This window comes from Geminocystis sp. CENA526 (assembly GCF_050753365.1).
Classification (GTDB): domain Bacteria; phylum Cyanobacteriota; class Cyanobacteriia; order Cyanobacteriales; family Cyanobacteriaceae; genus Geminocystis.
Genome location: NZ_JBLZFY010000002.1, coordinates 74,233 through 94,907, shown reverse-complemented (window position 1 = coordinate 94,907; position 20,675 = coordinate 74,233). Strand labels below are relative to the sequence as shown.

The window sequence follows — 20,675 nt, the reverse complement described above, 5'->3', positions numbered from 1 at the left end:
GTTATATCTCCTTTAAAATATTGTTAATTTGTTGCTTTAATTTAGGTAACTCATTTTTGACAATTTCCCAAACAATGCCTAAATCAACTCTAAAATATTCATGGACAATTAAATTTCTAAAATCTGCCATATCTTGCCAATCAACTTGAAGGTATTTTGCTTTGAATTTTTCAGAAGTTGCTCGACTTGCTTCTCCGATAATTTGTAAATTATGAATAATCCACGTCTGTAGCAATTCATCTTCATAAAATTCCCTTTCTCCTCTAACAATATATTTTTCTATTTTTTCAATATATTCTTGAATATCCTTAATTCTTTCTGTGTCGTCTCTCATAAATTAATTGCCTCCTGTAAAACCCGCTCTTTAATACGTTGTTTCAACCCGTTAACGGTGACAACATCAACTTTTTTACCTAAGAGATTTTCCAATTCTCGAATTAACCTTACAGGAAACCAAGGGGTAATTTTATCTATGTCATAATCAATTAAGAAGTCAATATCACTTTTTTCGTCTGCCTCTCCCCTTGCAACTGAGCCAAATACACGCACGTTATAAGCACCGTGTTTAGAAGCAATGTTGATAATTTCCTCTCGTTTTCCTTTCAGCAATTCTAAGTTCATAGTTTCCTTAAATTCTGTCCGTAAATCACTTACTTTATCATCATAAGCTATTAAAATAAAAATTAACTAGAACTTAACAAAAATATACATTAAAAATGTCCGTATAAAATAATGACAAGAAAAAATCAAGCTATAACCCTATCTATTTCAGAAGACAATAAAAAAGCCTTAGAAAATTTGGCTTTAAAATTTGGTAAGACTTGGGGAGATAAACCTAATGTATCGAAGTTGATAAAGTCGATCGCACTCAAAGAATTAAAAATAACTGTGAATGACGATTGGAATAATCAACGAATTGAAACCTTAGAACAAGCAAGGAAGCTACTATTAGATCACGGATTTATTCCTGAAGCGGAAGAAATAGCTAAAATTCTCATAGAAAGAAGCGAGTTAAAGCTGAAATCAGTTTGTGACGAAATTCAAAAATTTTTGGCAAAACCAAAACCCTTATGGCGTAAAAATATCGAAAACTTTATTAAACAACAACAACCTTTTAAATTGACTTATCAAGACGCTTCGGAAAACTTATGGAATTTTATCGTTATTCATGGAGAGTTACGAATTATTGAGAAACATCAATATTTAGTTTGCACCTGTGAAGAAACCGAAGGCAATCAAGATTTACCCGAATTATCTCATAATTGGACGTTTAGGCTCGATCGAATTCAAGAAGCGGTAGTCAATCCTGTACAATTATCTTGGCAACCCCATTTAGATATGATGGAGGTAGAATTTAAACTTTATGGTAATTTAGCTTTTGCCTACGGGAAAGAAGAAATCAAAGAAGATGACATTTATCAAGGAGAAATAGAAGGTAATCCTCCTTATAGATTAATTAAAAGAAATGTGTGGAGTAGTTTTTGGTTTTTCCGAGAAATTGCTAAATATTGGGATGATTGCGAAATAATCTCCCCTAATTCTCTTAAGGAAAAATTTTGTCAGAAATTATTTAATCTTAATCAACTTTATTCAATAGAAGACTAATATTTCATCACAAAAGAAGTCAGGATATTTGGAAAGATTACTGCGAAAAAATCAGGTACAAATCCGCAATTTCCCCTTCTTCCTGTCTTCTTGTCTTCGGAGTTTCTGTTTCTTCTTCCTCTTTGCCTTTTATCGCAATGCCATGACAGAAACTTTACCTGCAATATTTTGAGCTATTTTTGTAAGAGCGATCGAAGATGCTGAATCAGGATGACTGACAACGATAGGAATCCCCTTATCTCCTCCCTCTCTTAAAGAAATTTCAAGGGGGATGCAACCAAGTAAAGGCACATCTAACTCCTTCGATGCTTTTTCGCCTCCTCCAGAACCAAATAAGTCATAATTCTTATCAGGCATATCAGGAGGGATAAAATAACTCATGTTTTCCACTAAGCCTAAGATATTTGTACCTAACTGTTCAAACATTTTCAAACCTCGACGAGCATCCTGTAAAGAGACGGTTTGAGGAGTGGTAACGATAACCGCCCCTGCAAGGGGAACAGCTTGTGCTAAGGTTAATTGAGCATCTCCTGTACCGGGGGGCATATCGACAATTAAGTAATCTAGCTCTCCCCAGTTGACTTGATACAAAAATTGGCGTATAATACCGTTTAACATGGGTCCTCTCCACATTACTGGTTGATCTGGATCGATCAAAAAACCCATAGATACCATCTTGATACCATGATTAAAGGCAGGTTGTAGAATATCTCCCCCTGCGGATTTTTCTACTTCGATGGGTACATCATTTAAACCTAACATGGTAGGGGCATTAGGTCCATAAATATCTGCATCTAATAAGCCTACTTTAGCACCAGTTTTCGCAAGGGCAACGGCAACATTTACAGAAACGGTACTTTTTCCTACTCCTCCTTTTCCACTGGAAATAGCGATAATATTTTTGACTTGGTTAACGGATTGTCTATCGGGTAACGGTTTTTGTTGAGGAGTTTCTGCTGTAATTTCGATCGAAACAGACTCCACTCCCTCTAAGGTTTTAACGGCTTTTTCGCAGTCTTCCCTAATAAATTCTCGTAGTGGACAAGCAGGGGTAGTTAAGACTAAAGTAAAACGAACATTACCATCTTTGACCGCTACATTGCGGATCATGTTTAATTCTACTAAACTTTTTTGCAATTCTGGGTCTTGTACTGGTTTTAATACTTCTAAAATAGTTTCGATCGTTAACATAGTTTATAAATGAGTAATGAGTAATGAGTAATGAGTAATGAGTAATGAGTAATGAGTAATGAGTAAAAAAGATTTTCGGTGTTAATTAAACCTTTTTTATTACATTCACAGTATATAGAATTTTATCTATAAATCAACTTTAATCTATTATTAAATATCAATGACCAATGGTCAAGAATTTGTTATGTAGGCATTACTCAAAAAATCAATCAATTATTCACTATTCACTATCCACTAATACGTTTAAGCATGGTTTTTCTACCTTGTTCGGCTAAACTATCATCTAAGGGAGTTAAAATAATCTTTTCTTGGTACTTATGTTCGATCGACTTAATAATTAACCAATCAGCGAGAAAGGGATTTTTAGGCAAAAGAGGTCCATGGGCATAAGTTGCGATGGCATTATGATAAAATGCACCCTCAAAGCCATCCTCCCCATTGTTACCATAACCACTAACTACTTTACCCAAAGGAGAGACATCCCCTAAATAAGTCCTCCCCCCGTGATTCTCAAAACCAATTACCGTAGGAGATTCCCCTAACATTTCTTCTAAATCCTTTCTTAAAGGTTCGGCTACAATATCAAAAGCGACATTTCCGATACAACGAGGCACATTTTGCCCAGGGTGTTTTGTAACTAAATCTAAGATACCCAATCCATCGATTTTTTGACCAAGGGCTGGTTCGTAGTATTTCCCTAGTAGTTGAGGAGAGCCACAAGTAAATACCCCCGGAATACCTGCATTAATTTTTTCTTTGATGATTCGTGCTTTTTCTCCTTGTAAATCTCGCATCACGATTTCCTGTTGTCTATCCTGCGCACCTCCTCCTACAATGACATCAAATTTTGCAAAACTTTCTATATCTGTATCTTGATCTAAGGGTAAAATAGACACATCTAAATTGCGCCATTGACATCTTCTCTCTAAACAGATAACATTACCTCGATCGCCGTAGGTACTCATTAATTTAGGATAAAGCCAACCTATCGTTAAGTGCATACTGATTCGCTGATATATAAGAAAAAAGCAACTTTATCGTACCGCAAAACCTCATCGATCGCAATTTCTTTAAAAGTAACATGGTGCGAGGGACAACCGTACCTTAAAATAGTAACATGGTGCGAGGGACAACCGTACCTTAAAATAGTAATATGGTGCGAGGGACAACCGTACCTTAAAATAGTAATATGGTGCGAGGGACAACCATACCTTAAAATAGTAATATGGTGCGAGGGGCAATTATACTTTAAAATATCGATCGAAAATAGAATCCATGATGAATTATCGATCGAACTTGCTATATAGAGAAAATTAGTAGTATCATATTAAATAAAGTTAACAACAAATACTAAAAATCACTCATATAAAAAACAAACTGATAGTTTTATCTAAGAAATAAAATTTTGTTGTTGAAAAAATAACCTTTATTTTTACTATTATTTACTACTAATTATTATCATGGTTAATCGTTTAAGAGAGGAAGATTCTTCATTAACAACTGTTGATTATAGTCTGTTATTTGACCAAATTTTAGAGCATTTAGATAAGGTTACTAATCCTTTTCAGTTTTCTGAGGATAACAAAAGATTAAAGATTGATATGGACTCGATCGCCTATAATATAGCTTTATCGGATCAAATACAATTACCCGCAGATTGTGATAAGTTCGATCGAGTTGTTAGTGTTAATTTTAGTAGTAAAAGTATCGATAAATTTCCCGAAAAAATTAGACAAATCAGAGATAAGCTACGAGAATTATTGTTATTAACGCAAAATAATAATCCTTCATTATTAGATTCAATTATTCAAAACTTATTGACAGATATAAATAAGTGGAAATCAGAGGAGATAATTAACCCAAAAGATAATAAAGTGAGAGGTTTTAAATTTAATTTTAATGATATTAATGAGATAAAAAAACAAGAATTAAGTTTGCCTAAAATACCTGATAAAAATGGAGATAAATCTATCTTAAAACTTCATAGATTAACCATTAACGTCAGTAAAATTAACGAATTTGAAGCGGAAATTAAGAAAAGTTTAGAGACATATGTTAAAACAAAATTTAGTAATCTTGACTCTGATGCTAGAGAAACTTTAGAAGAAAAATTAGAGGATTTTATTAACTATAAGCAAAATCGAAGAAATAATGAAAAATCGGAAATAAAAAACTTAATTGACTTAATCAAAAATGAAACTGTTGCTAGGCTTAAAAAAGAGGCACAAATTCATTATTTACGATATATTTTGCAACAGGAATATGTGAGAAAACAATCTGAATCTATTTATTTAGAAGACTTAATTCGGCGAATCAAATTATTAGAAGATTATTTGAATGATAACAACAAAAGTGATACTGATTATCAAGCTAATTATGAAGGTTTCCAACTCAATTATAAGGATTTATTCGCAAGGGGAGATGCTTATGATAAATTACCAGTTATTCCCATCATCGAAGGATATTTAGGCGAAAGTAGCAACGAAATTAAAGGAGAAAAATCTTTTAGTTTTGCCTTAAAACTTAAGTTAAATGGAGAAGTAAAAAATCAAGGAGAGGAAACAAATTCTAGTTTTGAATATTATCTAAATTTACTTAATCCCTATAGTAGTCAACACAAGGAAGAATTAAAGAAGGGTGATACGGGTAAAAGAAAAATTTTACGCATCGCTTTATTGTTTACCTTTATTTTTGCTTCTTGTCTTGATGCAGAAGTGTCAGATTCTGATAATGATGATGAGTTGGCATATAATCCCATGGAATTTTGGGAAAATGATGTGATGAAAGTTTTACAAGAAAATGATGACGAAAAGAAAAAAGAGATTTTCAATACTATCTATGAAAAGATTGGTACAATTAAGGTGAAAGATAAAATTGAAAAATTAGTAAACTTATTAAAGAAATTTTTAACATATAAATCTCAGATTCCTTCTTATCCCTACAGTTTACAAATTGGCATCCGTAAAAACATTTTAGAAACCGATGTCGAGACGATTAATACCAGTAGTGATAATAACTTTTTCCGTCAATCGATAAAGACGAAGGATTGCTTAAAATACTTAGTCATCGGGGAAGCCATTGCCAGTGATGATTATTTATACCATTTACCTGTCAGTTTTACTATTGAGGATATTCGTTATTATGACACTGAGAAAAGTCAAACCCTGAAACTGGCTTATAATTTGACTAACATTAAGGCTTTACCAATTTTATTTGTACCTATATTAGATAAAAATGTTGCGACATTATATCAAGATTCTTTTGTAAAAAATGAAAGTGATGAGACAAATGAAAATGATGAGAAAAATGAAAATAGTTTAATTCTTATTGTTTATAATCATCTCCATCTTTCTAATGTTGGTATTTCGGCAAATAATCCTAGAAAAAAAACTAAAATTATTTTTGAGGATTATAAGTCACCCAAAGCCTTTGTCTATCGTTTTGTCTTTGCCTTATTAATTTATCTTGCCATGGAGGTTATTTTAGAATCGGTATCGAAAAAGATTTTTATTCCCATTATGCGCTTACATATTAAAGATAAGGATTTACCCTATAATGAAGAATATTTTATTCGATCGTACTCAAAAATTCTCGCTCATTTATTAAGAAAGAAACATTTAGCCAATGCGCAAGGATTAGAAATCACAGAAAAAGGTAGAGGTTATCGTTTAAGAAATGGTTTAACTTCTTTATATTCCGTTTTACCCAAAAGTTTTACGATTAGCAAGACTAACTATCAACCCAAATTAGAGAAATTGGCTTTAATCATTGTTTCCAGTCGAGAAGCTGATGTTAACGGTAAAGATGGAAACACAGGAAACCGCCTCACTAATTTATATGGTGAAACTATCCGCATCATGAAAGAAGGCAATAAAGTCACGGTAAGAAATGACCAAACTTTTAATGAGAACTATAATAAAGAGGATATGTATCAAAATCCGACTATTTTAGTTGAAGAAGTAGAAAGATTATATAAAAAGGGATTTCGTCATTTTCTTTACATCGCAAAATCTCCTTATTCGAGTAACCTCAACGTTACCCATGAAGACAAGGATTTATATTTCATGTCAAAGGCAATATTGAAAAAGATGAAAGGGGAAGGAGAAAACGAAAAAAAAGATATTCGCATTTATCCCATTTTCTTCGATAAATATTATGTTGTTTCCTTAAAATATAAAACCAACCCTCCCAACTCTTTTTATATTCAAAATACCGAAGACTTAGGCAACTTATTTGAAGATGAATCCCAAAAATCTGTCGTCTTCTTCAACTTATTCAATGGCTTATCTGTCGGGAAAACCGAAGAAAGAAATTATCGAGGGGTGATGTCTTATTCCACTTTACTCAATACCTATCAGGGAATATTAGATAACCAAGATATTACTCAAGGTTTGATTTACGATAAAGAAGACAACAATCTCAAGGATGATATTTTGCAATACCTTACTTTATTCCATTTTTCTCGATATGAACAATATAAAAGTAGTGGTATCAGCTTAAAACTTAATCCCTACGAAAGTATTATTGGCGAATCATCGATCGGCAAAGACAGTATTTTACCTTTTAATAACAAAACAGAATTTAATCTTCTTGCCTTTCTCTCTGATGTGAAACGTGCTTTATTTTAAGTCAAATTTAGAGAAAAATTTTAGGAATTAGGAATAAATCATAAAGTGATTTTTATTCCACAATTAAACTTAAAAAGTTCTAATAAAACTAGAAAAAATATGATGAATCAATCGCAAGTTATTATAGACAAACAAGAAGGAATTAAAGCCATAGCTTTAAAATATAAAGCCGAAAATATTAGAATTTTTGGCTCGGTAGCAAAGAAAAATTTTCATTCAGATAGTGATATAGATTTTTTAGTAGAATTACCTGATGAGTGTAGTTTATTAGAGTTAATAGAATTTAAACAATCCTTAGAGGATTTATTAGGTTATTCAGTGGATATTGTAGAAGAAAATTGTCTTCACTCAATGATAAAAAAAGAAATATTGGAATCAGCAGTAAGATTATGAAAGACGATAAACTTTATTTAACTCATATAAAAGAATGTATAGAAAAAATAGATTCTTATACAGTTGAAGGAAAAGCAATGTTTGAGAAAAGTTCAATTATTCAAGATGCTGTCATTCGTAATTTTGAAATTATTGGTGAAGCAACGAAAAGATTATCACAAGAATTAAGAGATAATAACCCAGAAATAAAATGGAGAGAAATGGCTGGTTTTAGAGATGTTTTAATACATGATTATCAACTTGTAAATATAAATAGAGTTTGGTTAGTAATTGAAAATAATTTACCAATTTTAAAACAAAAAGTGAATGATTTACTTTCTGATAATTAGTTGATGTTATTTGATTGAAAAAAGCCTTCAATTATGAGACGATAAAAAACAAGTGATAGGGTATCTCGATCGAAATTTGGCTTTTAGGGATTAAATATAGATAAAGGAGAAAATCTGTCTGTCTTGGGGGGATAAAAAATATGGTGATAGAGTATCTCGATCGAAATTTGTCTTTTAGGGATTAAATATAGATAAAGGAGAAAATCTGTCTGTCTTGGGAAGGGATAAAAAATATGGTGATTAGGTATCTCGATCGAAATTTGTCTGTTAGGGATTAAATATAGATAAAGGAGAAAATCTGTGTGTCTTGGGAAGGGATAAAAAATATGGTGATTAGGTATCTCGATCGAAATTTGTCTGTTAGGGATTAAATATAGATAAAGGAGAAAATCTGTGTGTCTTGGGAAGGGATAAAAAATATGGTGATTAGGTATCTCGATCGAAATTTGGCTTTTAGGGATTAAATATAGATAGAGGAGAAAATCTGTGTGTCTTGGGGGGATAAAAAAACAAGTGATAGAGTATCTCGATCGAAATTTGTCTTTTCGGGATTAAATATAGATAAAGGAGAAAATCTGTGTGTCTTGGGAAGGGATAAAAAATATGGTGATTAGGTATCTCGATCGAAATTTGTCTTTTCGGGATTAAATATAGATAAAGGAGAAAATCTGTGTGTCTTGGGGGGGGGATAAAAAATATGGTGATAGAGTATCTCGATCGAAATTTGTCTTTTCGGGATTAAATATAGATAAAGGAGAAAATCTGTGTGTCTTGGGGAGATAAAAAATATGGTGATTAGGTATCTCGATCGAAATTTGTCTGTTAGGGATTAAATATAGATAAAGGAGAAAATCTGTGTGTCTTGGAGGGGATAAAAAATATGGTGATTAGGTATCTCGATCGAAATTTGTCTTTTAGGGATTAAATATAGATAGAGAGGAGAAAAGTTAAAGGAAGGCATTTGACTAACAAGTAAATATTATCAAGACAGGAAAAGACAAGATAAAGAAACGATAACAACGACAATGGATAAAACTTCAGCAAACTTCGGCAGATTATTTGAAATCGGATTTAATATAGGTATCCTTTCCTTTATTAATCAGGAAAAGATTAAGCATAATTTTAAAAATATCTATCAAGATGACTTAGAAAAAATCAATCTTAGTAAAATTGAAACAAAAATCCTTGAAGATTCTAAAGTTATTGATACTAAGGATAAACAGATTATCAAAGATTGGATATTGATGCTATTGCAAAAGGGTTTCTTGTCGGGTTTTAATTTGTTTCGAGAATATGTCGATACTATTGTGGATAATCAAAACTATCATCGTTTAGGTATTGTTTATTGTCAGTGTAATTTTGTGGAGGAAAGTAGCTTTAGTATCGTTAAACATAAAAGCGAAAAAGAAAATTTCTCTTTGATTCTCTCTCAGTTGGGTGAAATGGAAATAGATATTGATAGATACCTGAAGGAAGGGGAGTTTTTACGCGCTGATACTCTCATCCTGATTAAACGCCGACAAAAATATTATCTTTTAGTGGTGGATTTATCTATTTTTTCGGTTAAGTCTTTTCAGGATGTTAAGGATTTACAAGACATCGAAAACTGGAAGCAAATTTTGCTGACGGAAGTTAATTATTTACGATCGAAAAGTGTATTTTCAGCATTAAATATAGATACGGGGGAAAAAGGGGATAATTTAGGAATCGATTTTACTAACGACTTAACTAAATATTATCAAGGCTTCAAAAGACAGGATAAAGAAACGATAAAACTAATTCAAGCTGGTAGTTATGGTTATAGTTTCTATCAATTTTTATCTCGACATAAAATCATCAATGCCGATACTGATATTAAACAAATCAATATTATGGGTTATAGCGACAGAAGTGTAAATGCTATTACCGTTACTCCCGATAACATTAACTTACTGGAAACTTGTCAAAAAATTTATCGTCAACATCTTAAAAAAGACATCTCGGAGGCGAAAAGCAATATTGTCGAGGTGATTAAATATAATGCTAGAAAAAGTTTTCTCGATGGCAAAAGTTTTATTAACAATCTGTTTAATCTCTCCCCCTCTGCAAAACCTTACATCAAGTCAATTTCTCATACAGAAAAGATAACAGAATTTGTTAACTCGATCGAACCAATTTCTCCCGAATTAGCAACTACTCTACAACTTCCTCCCAATCTTACTCTAAGAAATGCCCATAGTCATCTTATTACCCAAGCCTTGAATCAAGAGAAACTCACTTACTTATTTCTGACAGGCAACCCCGGTATCGGCAAAACCACCGCCATTGTCAAATTTTTAGAGAAATATTTTAACGATGGTTTTCTCTTTTTATATATTAGCCCCCGCACTCAAGTTAATCTCGATATTATTAATAAGTTTAATGACATTGAAAAACAAGAGTTAGTCGCTATCAATAGTAATGCCAATTTAATTAAAAATAATGGCGGTAAACCAACGATTCAATATTTTACTTCTGCTGACAATGATGACTGGCAAAAAAAATTTACTCTCAAAAATGTTAACTTTATCGATGGTAATAATCCGACTCCCCCTCAACCCAAAATTAATTCCCAAATTCAGCAACAATATCAAGATACATACCAAAATGCAGAAAATAAAAGTGTCGGAGTTTTAAATAGTCTTTGTCAAGGAATTTCCGCTATCATCCAAGCTAAAAATACCCGTCATTTAGTCGTCTCTGTTTCCATTCAATCTCTAAAAAAGTTAAATGAAAATGATGATACTCTCAAACATCTCGATCGAATTTTTGAATCCGTTTATAATGCTAGACAGAATAAAATTATCGACTCAAAAATGACTGCCATTGCGAAAAGATTTAAACACTTTTTTGTCATGATTGATGAGATAACTGGAGATAGTAGTGGTGTGGAATTTTTATCAGGAATTAATCGCTTTTTTGATAAATATAATCTGACTAATAATAGTTATGGTTTTAATCCTAAAATTATTATAGCCGATGCCTCGATCGTGGATGAACAAGTAATTAATCAACACTTAAAAGATAATAAAACCGAACCTGATAAAATATATTATCGTGGAGTCACCTCGAAAATTTTACCTCTATCCGTCACCAATTTTGACTTTAAAGGAAAACTCGCCCAAATTATTAATACTAACTCCTATCCTGCCCAAAGTTTAACCATTAATTATCAAATTTTGATTGAAGCTAAAAAATATAAAGAAAATCTTTATCAAGAAAAAACGAAAGATATAATTAAGCAGTTGCAAACAAAAATTATCGATGAGATAAAATCTATTCTAAGTAATCCTGAAAATCAACAAATTATTGTTTATATTCAAGACAAAAATCGCCTCCGAGATGTCATTACCCAATTAGAAAAAGTTTATCCTGACTTTAGCGAAGATAAAGACTATTTACAAATTCATAGTAATAACTCTGAAGAAGATAAACAGAGAATAAAACAATTTCAAAATCAAGCAAAAATTATCTTTATGACGGCTTCAGGAAGTCGAGGTTTATCTTTTCCTAAATCAAGACATATATTAGTTGATATACCTCGTTTCAATATTGAACAAAATTTAATGGAAATTATCCAAGTTATCTATCGTGGTAGAGGTGAATTTAAAGAAAATGATGTTACTGATACTAATGATAATAAAGATAAATTTTTGTATTTTTATATATGGGAAGAAGCTATTTTTTATGATGAAGAATCTGCTCAATTATCTTTGCAAGAAAAGGTTTTAAACGTTGTCAATATGCTGATTTTACTTAAAGCCTCGATTATGACAAGAATTAATGGTTACGGGAAAATTGGTAACAATAATTATTTAATTATCCCTATTGGTGGCAAATCTGTGTCTTCAGTTGGTGAGACTTTTAGCGCCAAAATGAAAAATTTAATTACTTTATTAAACAAAGAATATTCTACTAACTATAAGGCACAATATTTAAAGGAAATAGCTGAAGAATTAACAAATATTTTAGATAAGACAGATTTTTTATTAAAATGGATAGCTAATGATGAAAATGATAAAAAAAATAACCCTACTTCTTATCTAAATATCAGAGAATCTTTTAGTGATAAATTTATTAAATCTGTGAAAAATAACCTTTATGGTTTATTAAATATTGGCAAAATTGAGCCTAGTTTTATTAGTGGGAATATGTTAATTATTCCTTTAAAAAATCGTAAAATTAAAGAAACTTATGAATTGAAAGTTATTAAAGAAATCTATAAAGATTTGTTGGTAAAACTTAAATATATTAGTAATAGTGATAAATTTAATCATAATTTAATTACTGCTAGTCACGGTGCGATCGAACTCTTAGAAAAGATGAATAATGATGATATAATGACTAAATATATTCAACAAACAAGTCAACAATTTGATCAATATTATGCTTTTCCTTTCTTTATATTAATACATCCTCAAATTATTAAGGAATATTTAGAGAAGGAAACAGAAAGAAAAATAGATGAAGACAAAAGTTTTCGATCGATTTTAGAGACTTATTTAAGATATATATTTCCCTTGCAAAATGTTCTACCTATTGGTTCATATTATCATGAATTTCCTTTTTTGTTATTTAATAGTTATACCTTTAACTTATTAAGATATAAATTATTCACCGATAAACAAATTTTTTCCTCATCCCAGTTAAATATTCTTAACTTAATTCTCTGTCAGCAAAATAATGAAAATTAATAACAATTTTTGTGCTTTTACTTTGATTGTGATAAATTATAGCATTCCTATATAAGTTATAAAAATGTTATATCCTCAGACTTGAGGGCGTTTTCATTGTCAAAATTTGGTTTAATTAAAAACTATAATTGGTAAGAAATCTAGGCATTTTTTCTGATTAGAAAATAAATTGTTATGAAAAACTCTGATATTTTTCGTTAAAATTGAGTTAAATTTATTTAACAGTATCTATTAGAAGTCAGATTGCTGATATGCCTCGCTGATTGCTGCACGATTTATTACACGTTGGGATAATGGTTTTAGCTTAGCAAGATGATAAAGTTAACATAATTCGCCTTCCATGATGACAAAGTTAACAGTTTTCGTTCAATAAATTGAACTAATAAAATGTAATTTTACCTCGACTTTGACAAAACCCTGCTTAAACAAAAGGTAAACTTATTTTCAATTTCTCACGAATGATTTAGGATTGCTATATTGATGAAGATAGGGAAAAGTGCTTTATCAAATAATCTTAGATAAGATTTTAATTTTTATTGAATAAAGATTATAGCTTTTATTTACTCTTAATTTATTATAAAAACTGTCAAAAAGTTACTATTTTTAAAATCAATTTCTCATTATGGCAATAAAACGATCAAACTCGAATTTACCACAACAAAAAAACAAAAAAATTTCTGAAAATCAAGAGGAAAAAAAATTGTTATTACCCACTCAAATAGTGGAAGATATGACAGAAAATGAAGACAAAATTCGCCCCCATCGTTTTCAAGATTATATCGGGCAAAAAGACTTAAAAGGGGTGATTTCCATTGCTATTGAGGCGGCTAAAAAACGAGGTGAACCATTAGATCATATACTATTATATGGTCCTCCGGGGTTAGGTAAAACTACCATGTCTTTAATTCTCGCTCAGGAAATGGGGGTAAATTGCAAGATTACCTCTGCACCAGCTTTGGAGCGTCCGAGGGATATTACAGGGCTATTAGTGAGCCTTCAAGCAGGGGATATTTTGTTTATTGATGAGATTCATCGCCTTAATCGTATGACAGAAGAGCTACTGTATCCTGCCATGGAAGATGGTCGTTTGGATGTAACTATTGGTAAGGGACAAGCTACCAAAATTCGCAGTATTCCTTTATCTCCCTTTACTCTCATCGGAGCGACTACAAAAATAGGCTCTTTGACTTCACCTTTGCGCGATCGATTTGGCTTAATTCAACGGTTACAATTTTATGAGATAGACGATCTAACGGAAATTATACTTCGATCGAGCGCCATTTTAAAAGTGGAAATCGATCGAGGTGGTGCGAAAGAAATAGCTAGTAGGTCAAGAGGTACACCAAGAATTAGTAATCGTTTACTGCGAAGGGTAAGGGATTATGTGATGGTAAAACATCAATGCGCCATCACTCAAGAGTTAGCAAAAGAAGCCCTAGATTTGTATAATGTCGATGAATTGGGCTTAGATTGGACAGATAGACTGGTATTAAACACCATGATAGAACAATTTAAAGGAGGACCAGTAGGATTAGAAGCCATTGCCGCCGCTACGGGAGAAGATACGAAAACCATCGAGGAGGTATATGAACCTTATCTTCTGCAAATAGGCTTTGTCCATCGCACCCCAAGAGGTAGAGTCGTGACAGATAAGGCTTATAGTCATTTAAAAATTAATTTTCAGCTACCCCTTGACAAACTTTTTTAAAAAGGATATACTGTTTATCATAAAGGATCAAAGTATCCGATGTGGGTGTGAGGAATCAAATAGAGAAGCCTTTGGGGTCGAAACATGGCAAGACTCCCAAGGGCTTTTCTTTTTTAGAGTTTTTTGTCTGTGATGTGAATTTGTCAATAATGGGAAATTGTGATTGAGTATCCCTAATTTCTTAGAGATTGCTTCGTTACCTCGCAATGACAGATAATAAAAATATTCTTTACAATATCAAGTTTGATCTTAAATGAGTAAACAAAATAAATCTTTACCAACTTCGTTTCTCATAGTTTTTGCTAAATTTGTCTGGAAAAGTTTATGGTTAGCCATGATGTCACAGTTAGCGCCTAGTGAAAAGGGTAGTTATCAGCGTCCGTCTAGTCAATTTCGTCATCAAATTAATGGTGATAATAATATTTATACATCAGAAGTCGATCGATATTGTTTATATGTTGGTATAAGTTGCCCTTGGGCGCATCGTACTCTTATGGTAAGAGTATTAAAAGGATTAGAAAATGTGATAGATGTCAATATTGTTATTCCCTCTGTCAATCAAGGGGGATGGGAAATGCAAAAAATTTCAGAAAATTGTCACAATTTAAGACAACTTTATCAACTATCTCAACCTGATTATAAAGGGCGTTGTACTGTACCTGTTTTGTGGGATAAAAAGACTAAAACTATTGTTAATAATGAGAGTGCAGAAATTATTGTTATTCTCAATAATCAGTTTAATGAATATGCTAAAAATCCTGATTTAAACCTTTATCCTGATGAGTTTAAATCTGAGATAGACTCATGGAATGAGAAAATTTATCACCATGTTAATAATGGCGTTTATCGTTGCGGTTTTGCTCAAACTCAAGAGGCTTATGAGGAGGCTTGTCTTGGTTTATTTACTGTTTTAGATGAAATTGAGGCTCATTTAACCCATAATCGTTATTTATGTAACCATCAATTAACTTTAGCTGATATTCGTTTATTTACTACTTTAATTCGTTTTGATGCTGTTTATTACACCTTATTTAAGTGTAGCTTAAGATCGATCGAAAGCTACCCGAATTTAAGTCGATATATGAAAGATATTGATACTCTTGCTGGAGTAAAACAAACTTACGATTTAAAAGTGATTAAAAAAGATTATTTTGGCAATTTATTTCCCCTTAATCCCAGTGGAATTATACCTTTATAGTGAATAATGAATAATGGATAATGAATAATGAATAGTGAATGAATAATTGTTAATTGTTAATTGTTAATTCTTAATTCTCAAGTGGCTTTTTCAATTAAAGAATGAATTTCTTGGAGCAAAAGTTGTCGATCGTACGCTCCTTTTCTGATAATATCTTGGGCATAATGATTTAAGTTTTGTCGCTCTTGTTCACTCAAGTCTTTTGCTGTAATAATAATCACGGGAATTTTTGCCCACTCAAGATTTTGTCGTAAAAGATTAATAAATTGAAAACCGTCTATTTTCGGCATCATTAAATCTAAAAGAATTAACTGTGGTGCATGGATTTTGACTTTATTTAATCCATCTTCGCCGTTTTGGGCTTCCACTACTTCCCAATCTTCTTTTTCTAATAGTCTGCGCATCATTTTGCGAGTAGTTTCATCGTCATCGATGATCATGATGGTTTTCTCAGAAATTGTGTTATATTTTGCTAAAATATCTTTTAGCTGATTTTGATTTAAGGGTTTGCTTAAATAATCTGTAGCACCTAACGTATAACCCATCGATCGATCGCTTAAGAAAGTTGCCATAATCACAGGAATTGAAGCTAATTCGGGGTCAGCTTTCAGTTGACTCAAAACAGACCAACCATCGATTTTAGGCATCACCACGTCTAAAATAATCACGTTAGGTTTGATTTTTCGAGCTAACTCTAAAGCCTTATCAGGCTCTGTAGTAGAAGTAATCTCAAAATTGCCGTTAGCTAAAAAACGAGTAATAACTTCATGGGTACTAACATCATCATCTATGACAAGGATTTTTTTCATAGATGTTTTGCCAGAAGATTCATCTTGAGAGATTTCTGATGTTACCTGTTTTATTTCTGATTTGATGTCTTTTACTTCGGCAGGGAGATGAATCGTAAATGTTGTGCCTTTTCCTTCCTCACTGTCGAGAAGAATATAACCCCCCATCATTTCCGTAAATTTTTTGGTGATGGTTAAACCTAAACCTGTACCGCCATATTTTCTAGTGGTAGAAGCATCCGCCTGAGAAAAGGCATTGAATAATTTAGCTTGTTGTTGCGGATTCATGCCAATACCAGTATCTTTGATCTCAAATTTTATCCAGTCTCGATCTTCTTTGGTATATCGATCGATCGTCATAGTAATAGTACCATTTTCAGTGAATTTACTGGCATTACTCAACAAATTAAAAGTATTTTGACGAATTTTAGTCACATCCGCCGTCATAAATCCTAAATCATCAGGATAATGAACTTCAAGGATATTATTATTTTTTTCGATGAGAGGTTGAATAGTAATAACAATTTCTTTAATAACTTTACTCAACTCAAAATGTTCTAAATATAACTCCATTTTTCCTGCTTCAATTTTAGAAATATCTAAAATGTCATTGATTAAGCCTAATAAATGCTTTCCTGCACCTTGAATTTTTTTCAAATCTTCGACAAATTCTTCTTCCCCCATGTCTTCGGCTTCTTCTTGTAATAACTCACCATAACCGATAATGGCATTTAAAGGTGTGCGTAATTCGTGACTCATATTCGCCAAAAATGAACTTTTTGCTTGGTTTGCTTCTTCGGCGGCTTCCTTGGCGTTTTCTAATTCCTGAGTGCGTCTTTTGACTCGACTTTCTAATTCCTCATTGCTTTTTGCTAAAGAATTAAAGGACATTTGTAATTTTTGAGCCATATAATTAAATAGATATGCTAAATGTCCTAACTCATCTTTACGATTAACTTCAATCTGAAAATCTAAGTTACCATCGGCAACGGTTTCGGTAGCTGACATTAATTCTTTAAGGGGTTTTTCAATGTCATTTTTGATTAAACCATAAAGTATTAAAATAATGGTAGTTAAGGATAAAAAACCAACTAGAATCATACTTCTAGCGATCATAAACACTTGATTATTTAACCATGATTGAGGTACGATCGTCACCCAATACCAATCGGGTCCGTCTATGTGACTGACAACGTAATACTCTTGATTTTTTTCACTATGAACTACAACGGAAGGTGCAATGGGACCGTCAATATCAATAGATTTCATCAGTTCCAAATATACTTCCCAATCGTAACCTCTAGGAATGTTCTTGTCTATCATGTCATTGATGCTAATGTTTCCGTCACTTTCCTTAATTTCTTTCATCAAATCAGGATGGACAATAAATCTACCCTCTCGATCGAATATGATATTTTCAGTACCATTAATTTTTTCTTGTAAAGTACTGGTTTGTAACTCTTGAATCAGAATATCATGACCAATAGTACCAATATGTTCCCCTTGTTCATTGTCAATGGGAGTCACACTAGAAACCATCCAATCTTCTTGAGTCGCATCATAATAAACGCTACTCCAAACGGTTTTTCTTTCGGGGTTATTTTCCTTCGTCGTGATTTGAAAAGACTCATCCGTAGTAACGATTTTATCAGACTCCGCTTTTTCTGTCCAAGGGTAACTAGGCATATAAATTACAATGCCATTTTCAGGAATTTGAATATAGGTATTAACGAAGTTTTGTTGCCACGATAAACCATAGGATTTAACTATATCAAAAAAGTCAACTATTCGCTCTTTTATTTCTTCAGTAAGAACGACATTTTTTCCTAAGAAAACACCGGGTACATATTCATAATTAAAGGGAAGAATATTGCGAATTGTTCCATCAGGTCTTTTTGCTACTATATCATCAAATTTATCAAGATATTGAAAGGTAGGATTTTTTAATTCTCTTGTTAAAATCTTTTTCATTGCATTGTTATTAATTTCAGCTTGTAAAAAGATTTCACTTTCTTTTTTGACTATCACATTAGTATAAGTTTGAACATTTTTTATAGTATTTTCCTTGACTTTTCTCATTAAATATAGAAATCCTAAACCATTACATATAAGGGTAATTATTCCGACCCAAATAAACGTTTTAATGAGGGTTTTTCTGGTTAAAGATTCATAAAAAATCGGCTTAGATTTAGATTTTTGAGAGTTAGGATTTTTTAAGTTTTTTTTCTTCATATTTTTATCAAGTATGTTATCTTGTCGATCGATTTAACATGAAAATTAGATTATTTTGTATCATTTCTTACCAACAGAGTTCTAAAACTGCTTTTAAATTTTTATATAATTCATCTAAATTTTCTCCTTAGTTATGGACACCTGAAATACTTGGTACAATGCCGACATATAGCGTTGTTTCTCGATCGTATTCAATATAATCTGTAAAAACTCTAATCATAATTTGTCTATCTCATAAATATTAACACGAAAAAAGTTATGCTTTTTTAACAAATTCAGGAAAACTTACTAAAATACAATTCTATCAATCTTTTAGTATTCCACAATGTTCGATCGAAATACCATATTTAGTAGTTTCATTACCTATCCTATTCATAACACTTTTTAAATTTACCTTTTCTTCAAACCATAATCATTAAAATTCACTACAATATATTCTTTTCTTAATGTCATATTGACTACTTTGATATTAAAATAAAGTATAGCAACTAAAAAACTTTTATGGTGTCTAAGTTATTGATATGAAAAAAATCACCAAAAAAATTATCACCTTTATTCGTGCAGTCTTGGCAAATTTGATCTATCTTATCTTAGGAAGAAGTTCGATCGTACAAGAAGTCAAAACACTAAAACGGCAGGTTGAGGATTTATCGAGAGAGAAAGAAATTCTTGATTCAGAAATCAAGGTTTTAAGTGATAATTTTGCCGAGTTAGATGTCATGAGAAAAAACCTGCAAAATGAGCTTTATAGCCTAGAGAAAAACAAGGTAAATTTACAACCCAACATTGAACAAGAAGAAGCAATATTATTAAATTTACAACAGCAGATAAAAGAAATAACACAAATCAAAGAAACTCAAGAAATTTTAGTTGCAAAATTAAAGCAAAAAATTATTGAATCAGAAGATACATATAACGTTACAAATATCCCTTGATGAAACCAAAGAGGGATTTCAATTATACTTGCAAAAAGTATTTATTCCCTATAGTTATTATAAACTGGTATATGGATTATCTAAACCTGCGGATAAAAGCCAGTATATCAGAATGTTTGATCATATTTATCGACAATTAATCGAACAAGTATTTATGCGATTAGGGTGTAAACTTGTTTAAATATTCCCAGTTAGATAATTAATTTGTCTATTTTGTCTATAATAGAATTATCAAAATTTGACACTCAAACTAAATTATGCAATTTGTCTCTGCCACAGAAGCCAAACAAACTTTTGGCACAATCATAAATCAAGCACAGCGTGAACCTATTGTAATTCAGAAAAAAAATCGTGACGTTGCAGTTATTTTGTCTATAGAAGACTATCAAAGAATAACTCGAAGTAATATTCGAGAATTTCAAGAATTTAGAGCAAATATTGGACGTAAAGCAGAAGAGAGAGGTTTAACGGAAGAAAAATTACTAGAATTATTAGAAGATGATTAATTCTTCAATGCGTCTAGTTTTAGACACCAATATTTTAATTAGTTCAATTCTTGCCCGTAAGTCTATTCCTGCACAAGTGTTAAATTGGGCAGAAGATAATGGAATTATTTTATATTCTACAGATACTTTAACAGAATTATTCTCAGTCTTAAATAGGAAAAAGTTTGCCAAATATATTAAATCAGAAGAGATAGAAGGATTCTCTGAGCGCATTAAGACAACGTGGCATCATGTCTCGATTATACAAAGAGTTAATCTTTGTCGAGATAAAAAAGATGATAAATTTATTGAATTAGCGTTAAATGGTAATGCTTCACATCTTATTACGGGGGATAGTGATTTATTAATTTTGCATCCTATTCAAGATATTTCTATTCTTAATCCCCGTGATTTTTGGAATTTAATTAATCATAAATTAGACACATAAATTAACAAAACATAGTACAGATA

16 protein-coding genes are annotated in these 20,675 nt (G+C 31.6%); 11 read left to right on the top strand and 5 right to left on the bottom strand.

What is annotated here, in order from left to right; translation table 11 throughout:
• Window position 1: 1 nt before the first annotated feature.
• Both ACN4EE_RS01205 and ACN4EE_RS01200 read right to left on the bottom strand, forming a co-directional pair.
• Window positions 2-334, bottom strand: a complete 333-nt coding sequence (locus tag ACN4EE_RS01205; protein WP_431704568.1) for a HepT-like ribonuclease domain-containing protein — start codon at window positions 332-334, stop codon at window positions 2-4.
• Window positions 331-621, bottom strand: a complete 291-nt coding sequence (locus ACN4EE_RS01200; RefSeq protein WP_431704567.1) for a nucleotidyltransferase family protein — start codon at window positions 619-621, stop codon at window positions 331-333. The genes ACN4EE_RS01205 and ACN4EE_RS01200 overlap by 4 nt, the downstream gene beginning before the upstream one ends.
• Window positions 622-732: 111 nt before the next feature.
• Between ACN4EE_RS01200 and ACN4EE_RS01195 the strand changes: the two genes are divergently transcribed.
• Entirely contained in the window at window positions 733-1,605 is an 873-nt protein-coding gene (locus ACN4EE_RS01195; RefSeq protein WP_431704566.1) for a WYL domain-containing protein, read from the top strand.
• Between the two features lie 129 nt (window positions 1,606-1,734).
• Here the strand turns inward: ACN4EE_RS01195 and ACN4EE_RS01190 are convergent, their stop codons facing one another.
• Together ACN4EE_RS01190 and ACN4EE_RS01185 are read right to left on the bottom strand one after the other, a co-directional pair.
• Complete coding sequence (locus ACN4EE_RS01190) at window positions 1,735-2,796, bottom strand: Mrp/NBP35 family ATP-binding protein (RefSeq protein ID WP_431704565.1); 1,062 nt, start codon at window positions 2,794-2,796, stop codon at window positions 1,735-1,737.
• A gap of 227 nt (window positions 2,797-3,023) precedes the next feature.
• Window positions 3,024-3,797, bottom strand: a complete 774-nt coding sequence (locus ACN4EE_RS01185) for a type 1 glutamine amidotransferase (RefSeq protein ID WP_431704564.1) — start codon at window positions 3,795-3,797, stop codon at window positions 3,024-3,026.
• 459 nt (window positions 3,798-4,256) lie between these two features.
• On the opposite strand from ACN4EE_RS01185, the gene ACN4EE_RS01180 reads away from it, so the two are divergent.
• From ACN4EE_RS01180 to ACN4EE_RS01155, 6 genes are all read left to right on the top strand, one after another.
• The gene (locus tag ACN4EE_RS01180; protein ID WP_431704563.1) at window positions 4,257-7,424 is read left to right on the top strand and encodes a hypothetical protein; all 3,168 of its coding nucleotides are present in this window, start codon (window positions 4,257-4,259) and stop codon (window positions 7,422-7,424) included.
• Between the two features lie 99 nt (window positions 7,425-7,523).
• The gene (locus ACN4EE_RS01175; RefSeq protein WP_431704562.1) at window positions 7,524-7,817 is read left to right on the top strand and encodes a nucleotidyltransferase family protein; all 294 of its coding nucleotides are present in this window, start codon (window positions 7,524-7,526) and stop codon (window positions 7,815-7,817) included.
• Window positions 7,814-8,146, top strand: a complete 333-nt coding sequence (locus tag ACN4EE_RS01170; RefSeq protein WP_431704561.1) for a HepT-like ribonuclease domain-containing protein — start codon at window positions 7,814-7,816, stop codon at window positions 8,144-8,146. The genes ACN4EE_RS01175 and ACN4EE_RS01170 overlap by 4 nt, the downstream gene beginning before the upstream one ends.
• A 1,025-nt stretch (window positions 8,147-9,171) precedes the next feature.
• On the top strand, window positions 9,172-12,858 hold the full coding sequence (locus ACN4EE_RS01165) for a helicase-related protein (protein ID WP_431704560.1): 3,687 nt from the start codon (window positions 9,172-9,174) through the stop codon (window positions 12,856-12,858).
• Window positions 12,859-13,480: 622 nt separating this feature from the next.
• Complete coding sequence (ruvB, locus tag ACN4EE_RS01160) at window positions 13,481-14,566, top strand: Holliday junction branch migration DNA helicase RuvB (RefSeq protein ID WP_431704559.1); 1,086 nt, start codon at window positions 13,481-13,483, stop codon at window positions 14,564-14,566.
• Window positions 14,567-14,819: 253 nt separating this feature from the next.
• Complete coding sequence (locus ACN4EE_RS01155) at window positions 14,820-15,764, top strand: glutathione S-transferase family protein (RefSeq protein ID WP_431704558.1); 945 nt, start codon at window positions 14,820-14,822, stop codon at window positions 15,762-15,764.
• 77 nt (window positions 15,765-15,841) lie between these two features.
• Here ACN4EE_RS01155 and ACN4EE_RS01150 read toward each other — a convergent pair whose 3' ends face one another.
• Window positions 15,842-18,784, bottom strand: coding sequence for a response regulator (locus ACN4EE_RS01150; protein WP_431704557.1), 2,943 nt, complete (start codon window positions 18,782-18,784; stop codon window positions 15,842-15,844).
• Between the two features lie 521 nt (window positions 18,785-19,305).
• Here ACN4EE_RS01150 and ACN4EE_RS01145 point away from each other — a divergent pair.
• The 4 genes from ACN4EE_RS01145 to ACN4EE_RS01130 all read left to right on the top strand — a co-directional run bounded on the left by ACN4EE_RS01145 (window position 19,306) and on the right by ACN4EE_RS01130 (window position 20,652).
• Entirely contained in the window at window positions 19,306-19,719 is a 414-nt protein-coding gene (locus ACN4EE_RS01145) for a hypothetical protein (protein WP_431704556.1), read from the top strand.
• Window positions 19,679-19,900 (top strand): hypothetical protein, encoded by a 222-nt coding sequence (locus ACN4EE_RS01140; RefSeq protein WP_431704555.1) that lies wholly within the window; start codon window positions 19,679-19,681, stop codon window positions 19,898-19,900. Before ACN4EE_RS01145 ends, ACN4EE_RS01140 begins: the two co-directional genes overlap by 41 nt.
• Window positions 19,901-19,976: 76 nt before the next feature.
• Window positions 19,977-20,225 carry a type II toxin-antitoxin system Phd/YefM family antitoxin gene (locus ACN4EE_RS01135; protein ID WP_431704554.1) on the top strand — a complete coding sequence of 83 codons (249 nt, stop codon included), beginning with the start codon at window positions 19,977-19,979 and terminating at the stop codon, window positions 20,223-20,225.
• Entirely contained in the window at window positions 20,218-20,652 is a 435-nt protein-coding gene (locus ACN4EE_RS01130; RefSeq protein ID WP_431704553.1) for a putative toxin-antitoxin system toxin component, PIN family, read from the top strand. The genes ACN4EE_RS01135 and ACN4EE_RS01130 overlap by 8 nt, the downstream gene beginning before the upstream one ends.
• Window positions 20,653-20,675: the final 23 nt, after the last annotated feature.

Excerpts from the sequence above, each read along its gene's own strand:
- ACN4EE_RS01165 (WP_431704560.1), top strand. The coding sequence starts at position 9,172 with ATGGATAAAACTTCAGCAAACTTCGGCAGATTATTTGAAATCGGATTT.
- ACN4EE_RS01155 (WP_431704558.1), top strand. The coding sequence starts at position 14,820 with ATGAGTAAACAAAATAAATCTTTACCAACTTCGTTTCTCATAGTTTTT.
- ACN4EE_RS01130 (WP_431704553.1), top strand. The coding sequence starts at position 20,218 with ATGATTAATTCTTCAATGCGTCTAGTTTTAGACACCAATATTTTAATT.
- ACN4EE_RS01180 (WP_431704563.1), top strand. The coding sequence starts at position 4,257 with ATGGTTAATCGTTTAAGAGAGGAAGATTCTTCATTAACAACTGTTGAT.
- ACN4EE_RS01175 (WP_431704562.1), top strand. The coding sequence starts at position 7,524 with ATGATGAATCAATCGCAAGTTATTATAGACAAACAAGAAGGAATTAAA.
- ruvB (WP_431704559.1), top strand. The coding sequence starts at position 13,481 with ATGGCAATAAAACGATCAAACTCGAATTTACCACAACAAAAAAACAAA.
- ACN4EE_RS01170 (WP_431704561.1), top strand. The coding sequence starts at position 7,814 with ATGAAAGACGATAAACTTTATTTAACTCATATAAAAGAATGTATAGAA.
- ACN4EE_RS01185 (WP_431704564.1), bottom strand. The coding sequence starts at position 3,797 with ATGCACTTAACGATAGGTTGGCTTTATCCTAAATTAATGAGTACCTAC.
- ACN4EE_RS01195 (WP_431704566.1), top strand. The coding sequence starts at position 733 with ATGACAAGAAAAAATCAAGCTATAACCCTATCTATTTCAGAAGACAAT.
- ACN4EE_RS01200 (WP_431704567.1), bottom strand. The coding sequence starts at position 621 with ATGAACTTAGAATTGCTGAAAGGAAAACGAGAGGAAATTATCAACATT.
- ACN4EE_RS01150 (WP_431704557.1), bottom strand. The coding sequence starts at position 18,784 with ATGAAGAAAAAAAACTTAAAAAATCCTAACTCTCAAAAATCTAAATCT.
- ACN4EE_RS01145 (WP_431704556.1), top strand. The coding sequence starts at position 19,306 with ATGAAAAAAATCACCAAAAAAATTATCACCTTTATTCGTGCAGTCTTG.
- ACN4EE_RS01190 (WP_431704565.1), bottom strand. The coding sequence starts at position 2,796 with ATGTTAACGATCGAAACTATTTTAGAAGTATTAAAACCAGTACAAGAC.
- ACN4EE_RS01205 (WP_431704568.1), bottom strand. The coding sequence starts at position 334 with ATGAGAGACGACACAGAAAGAATTAAGGATATTCAAGAATATATTGAA.
- ACN4EE_RS01135 (WP_431704554.1), top strand. The coding sequence starts at position 19,977 with ATGCAATTTGTCTCTGCCACAGAAGCCAAACAAACTTTTGGCACAATC.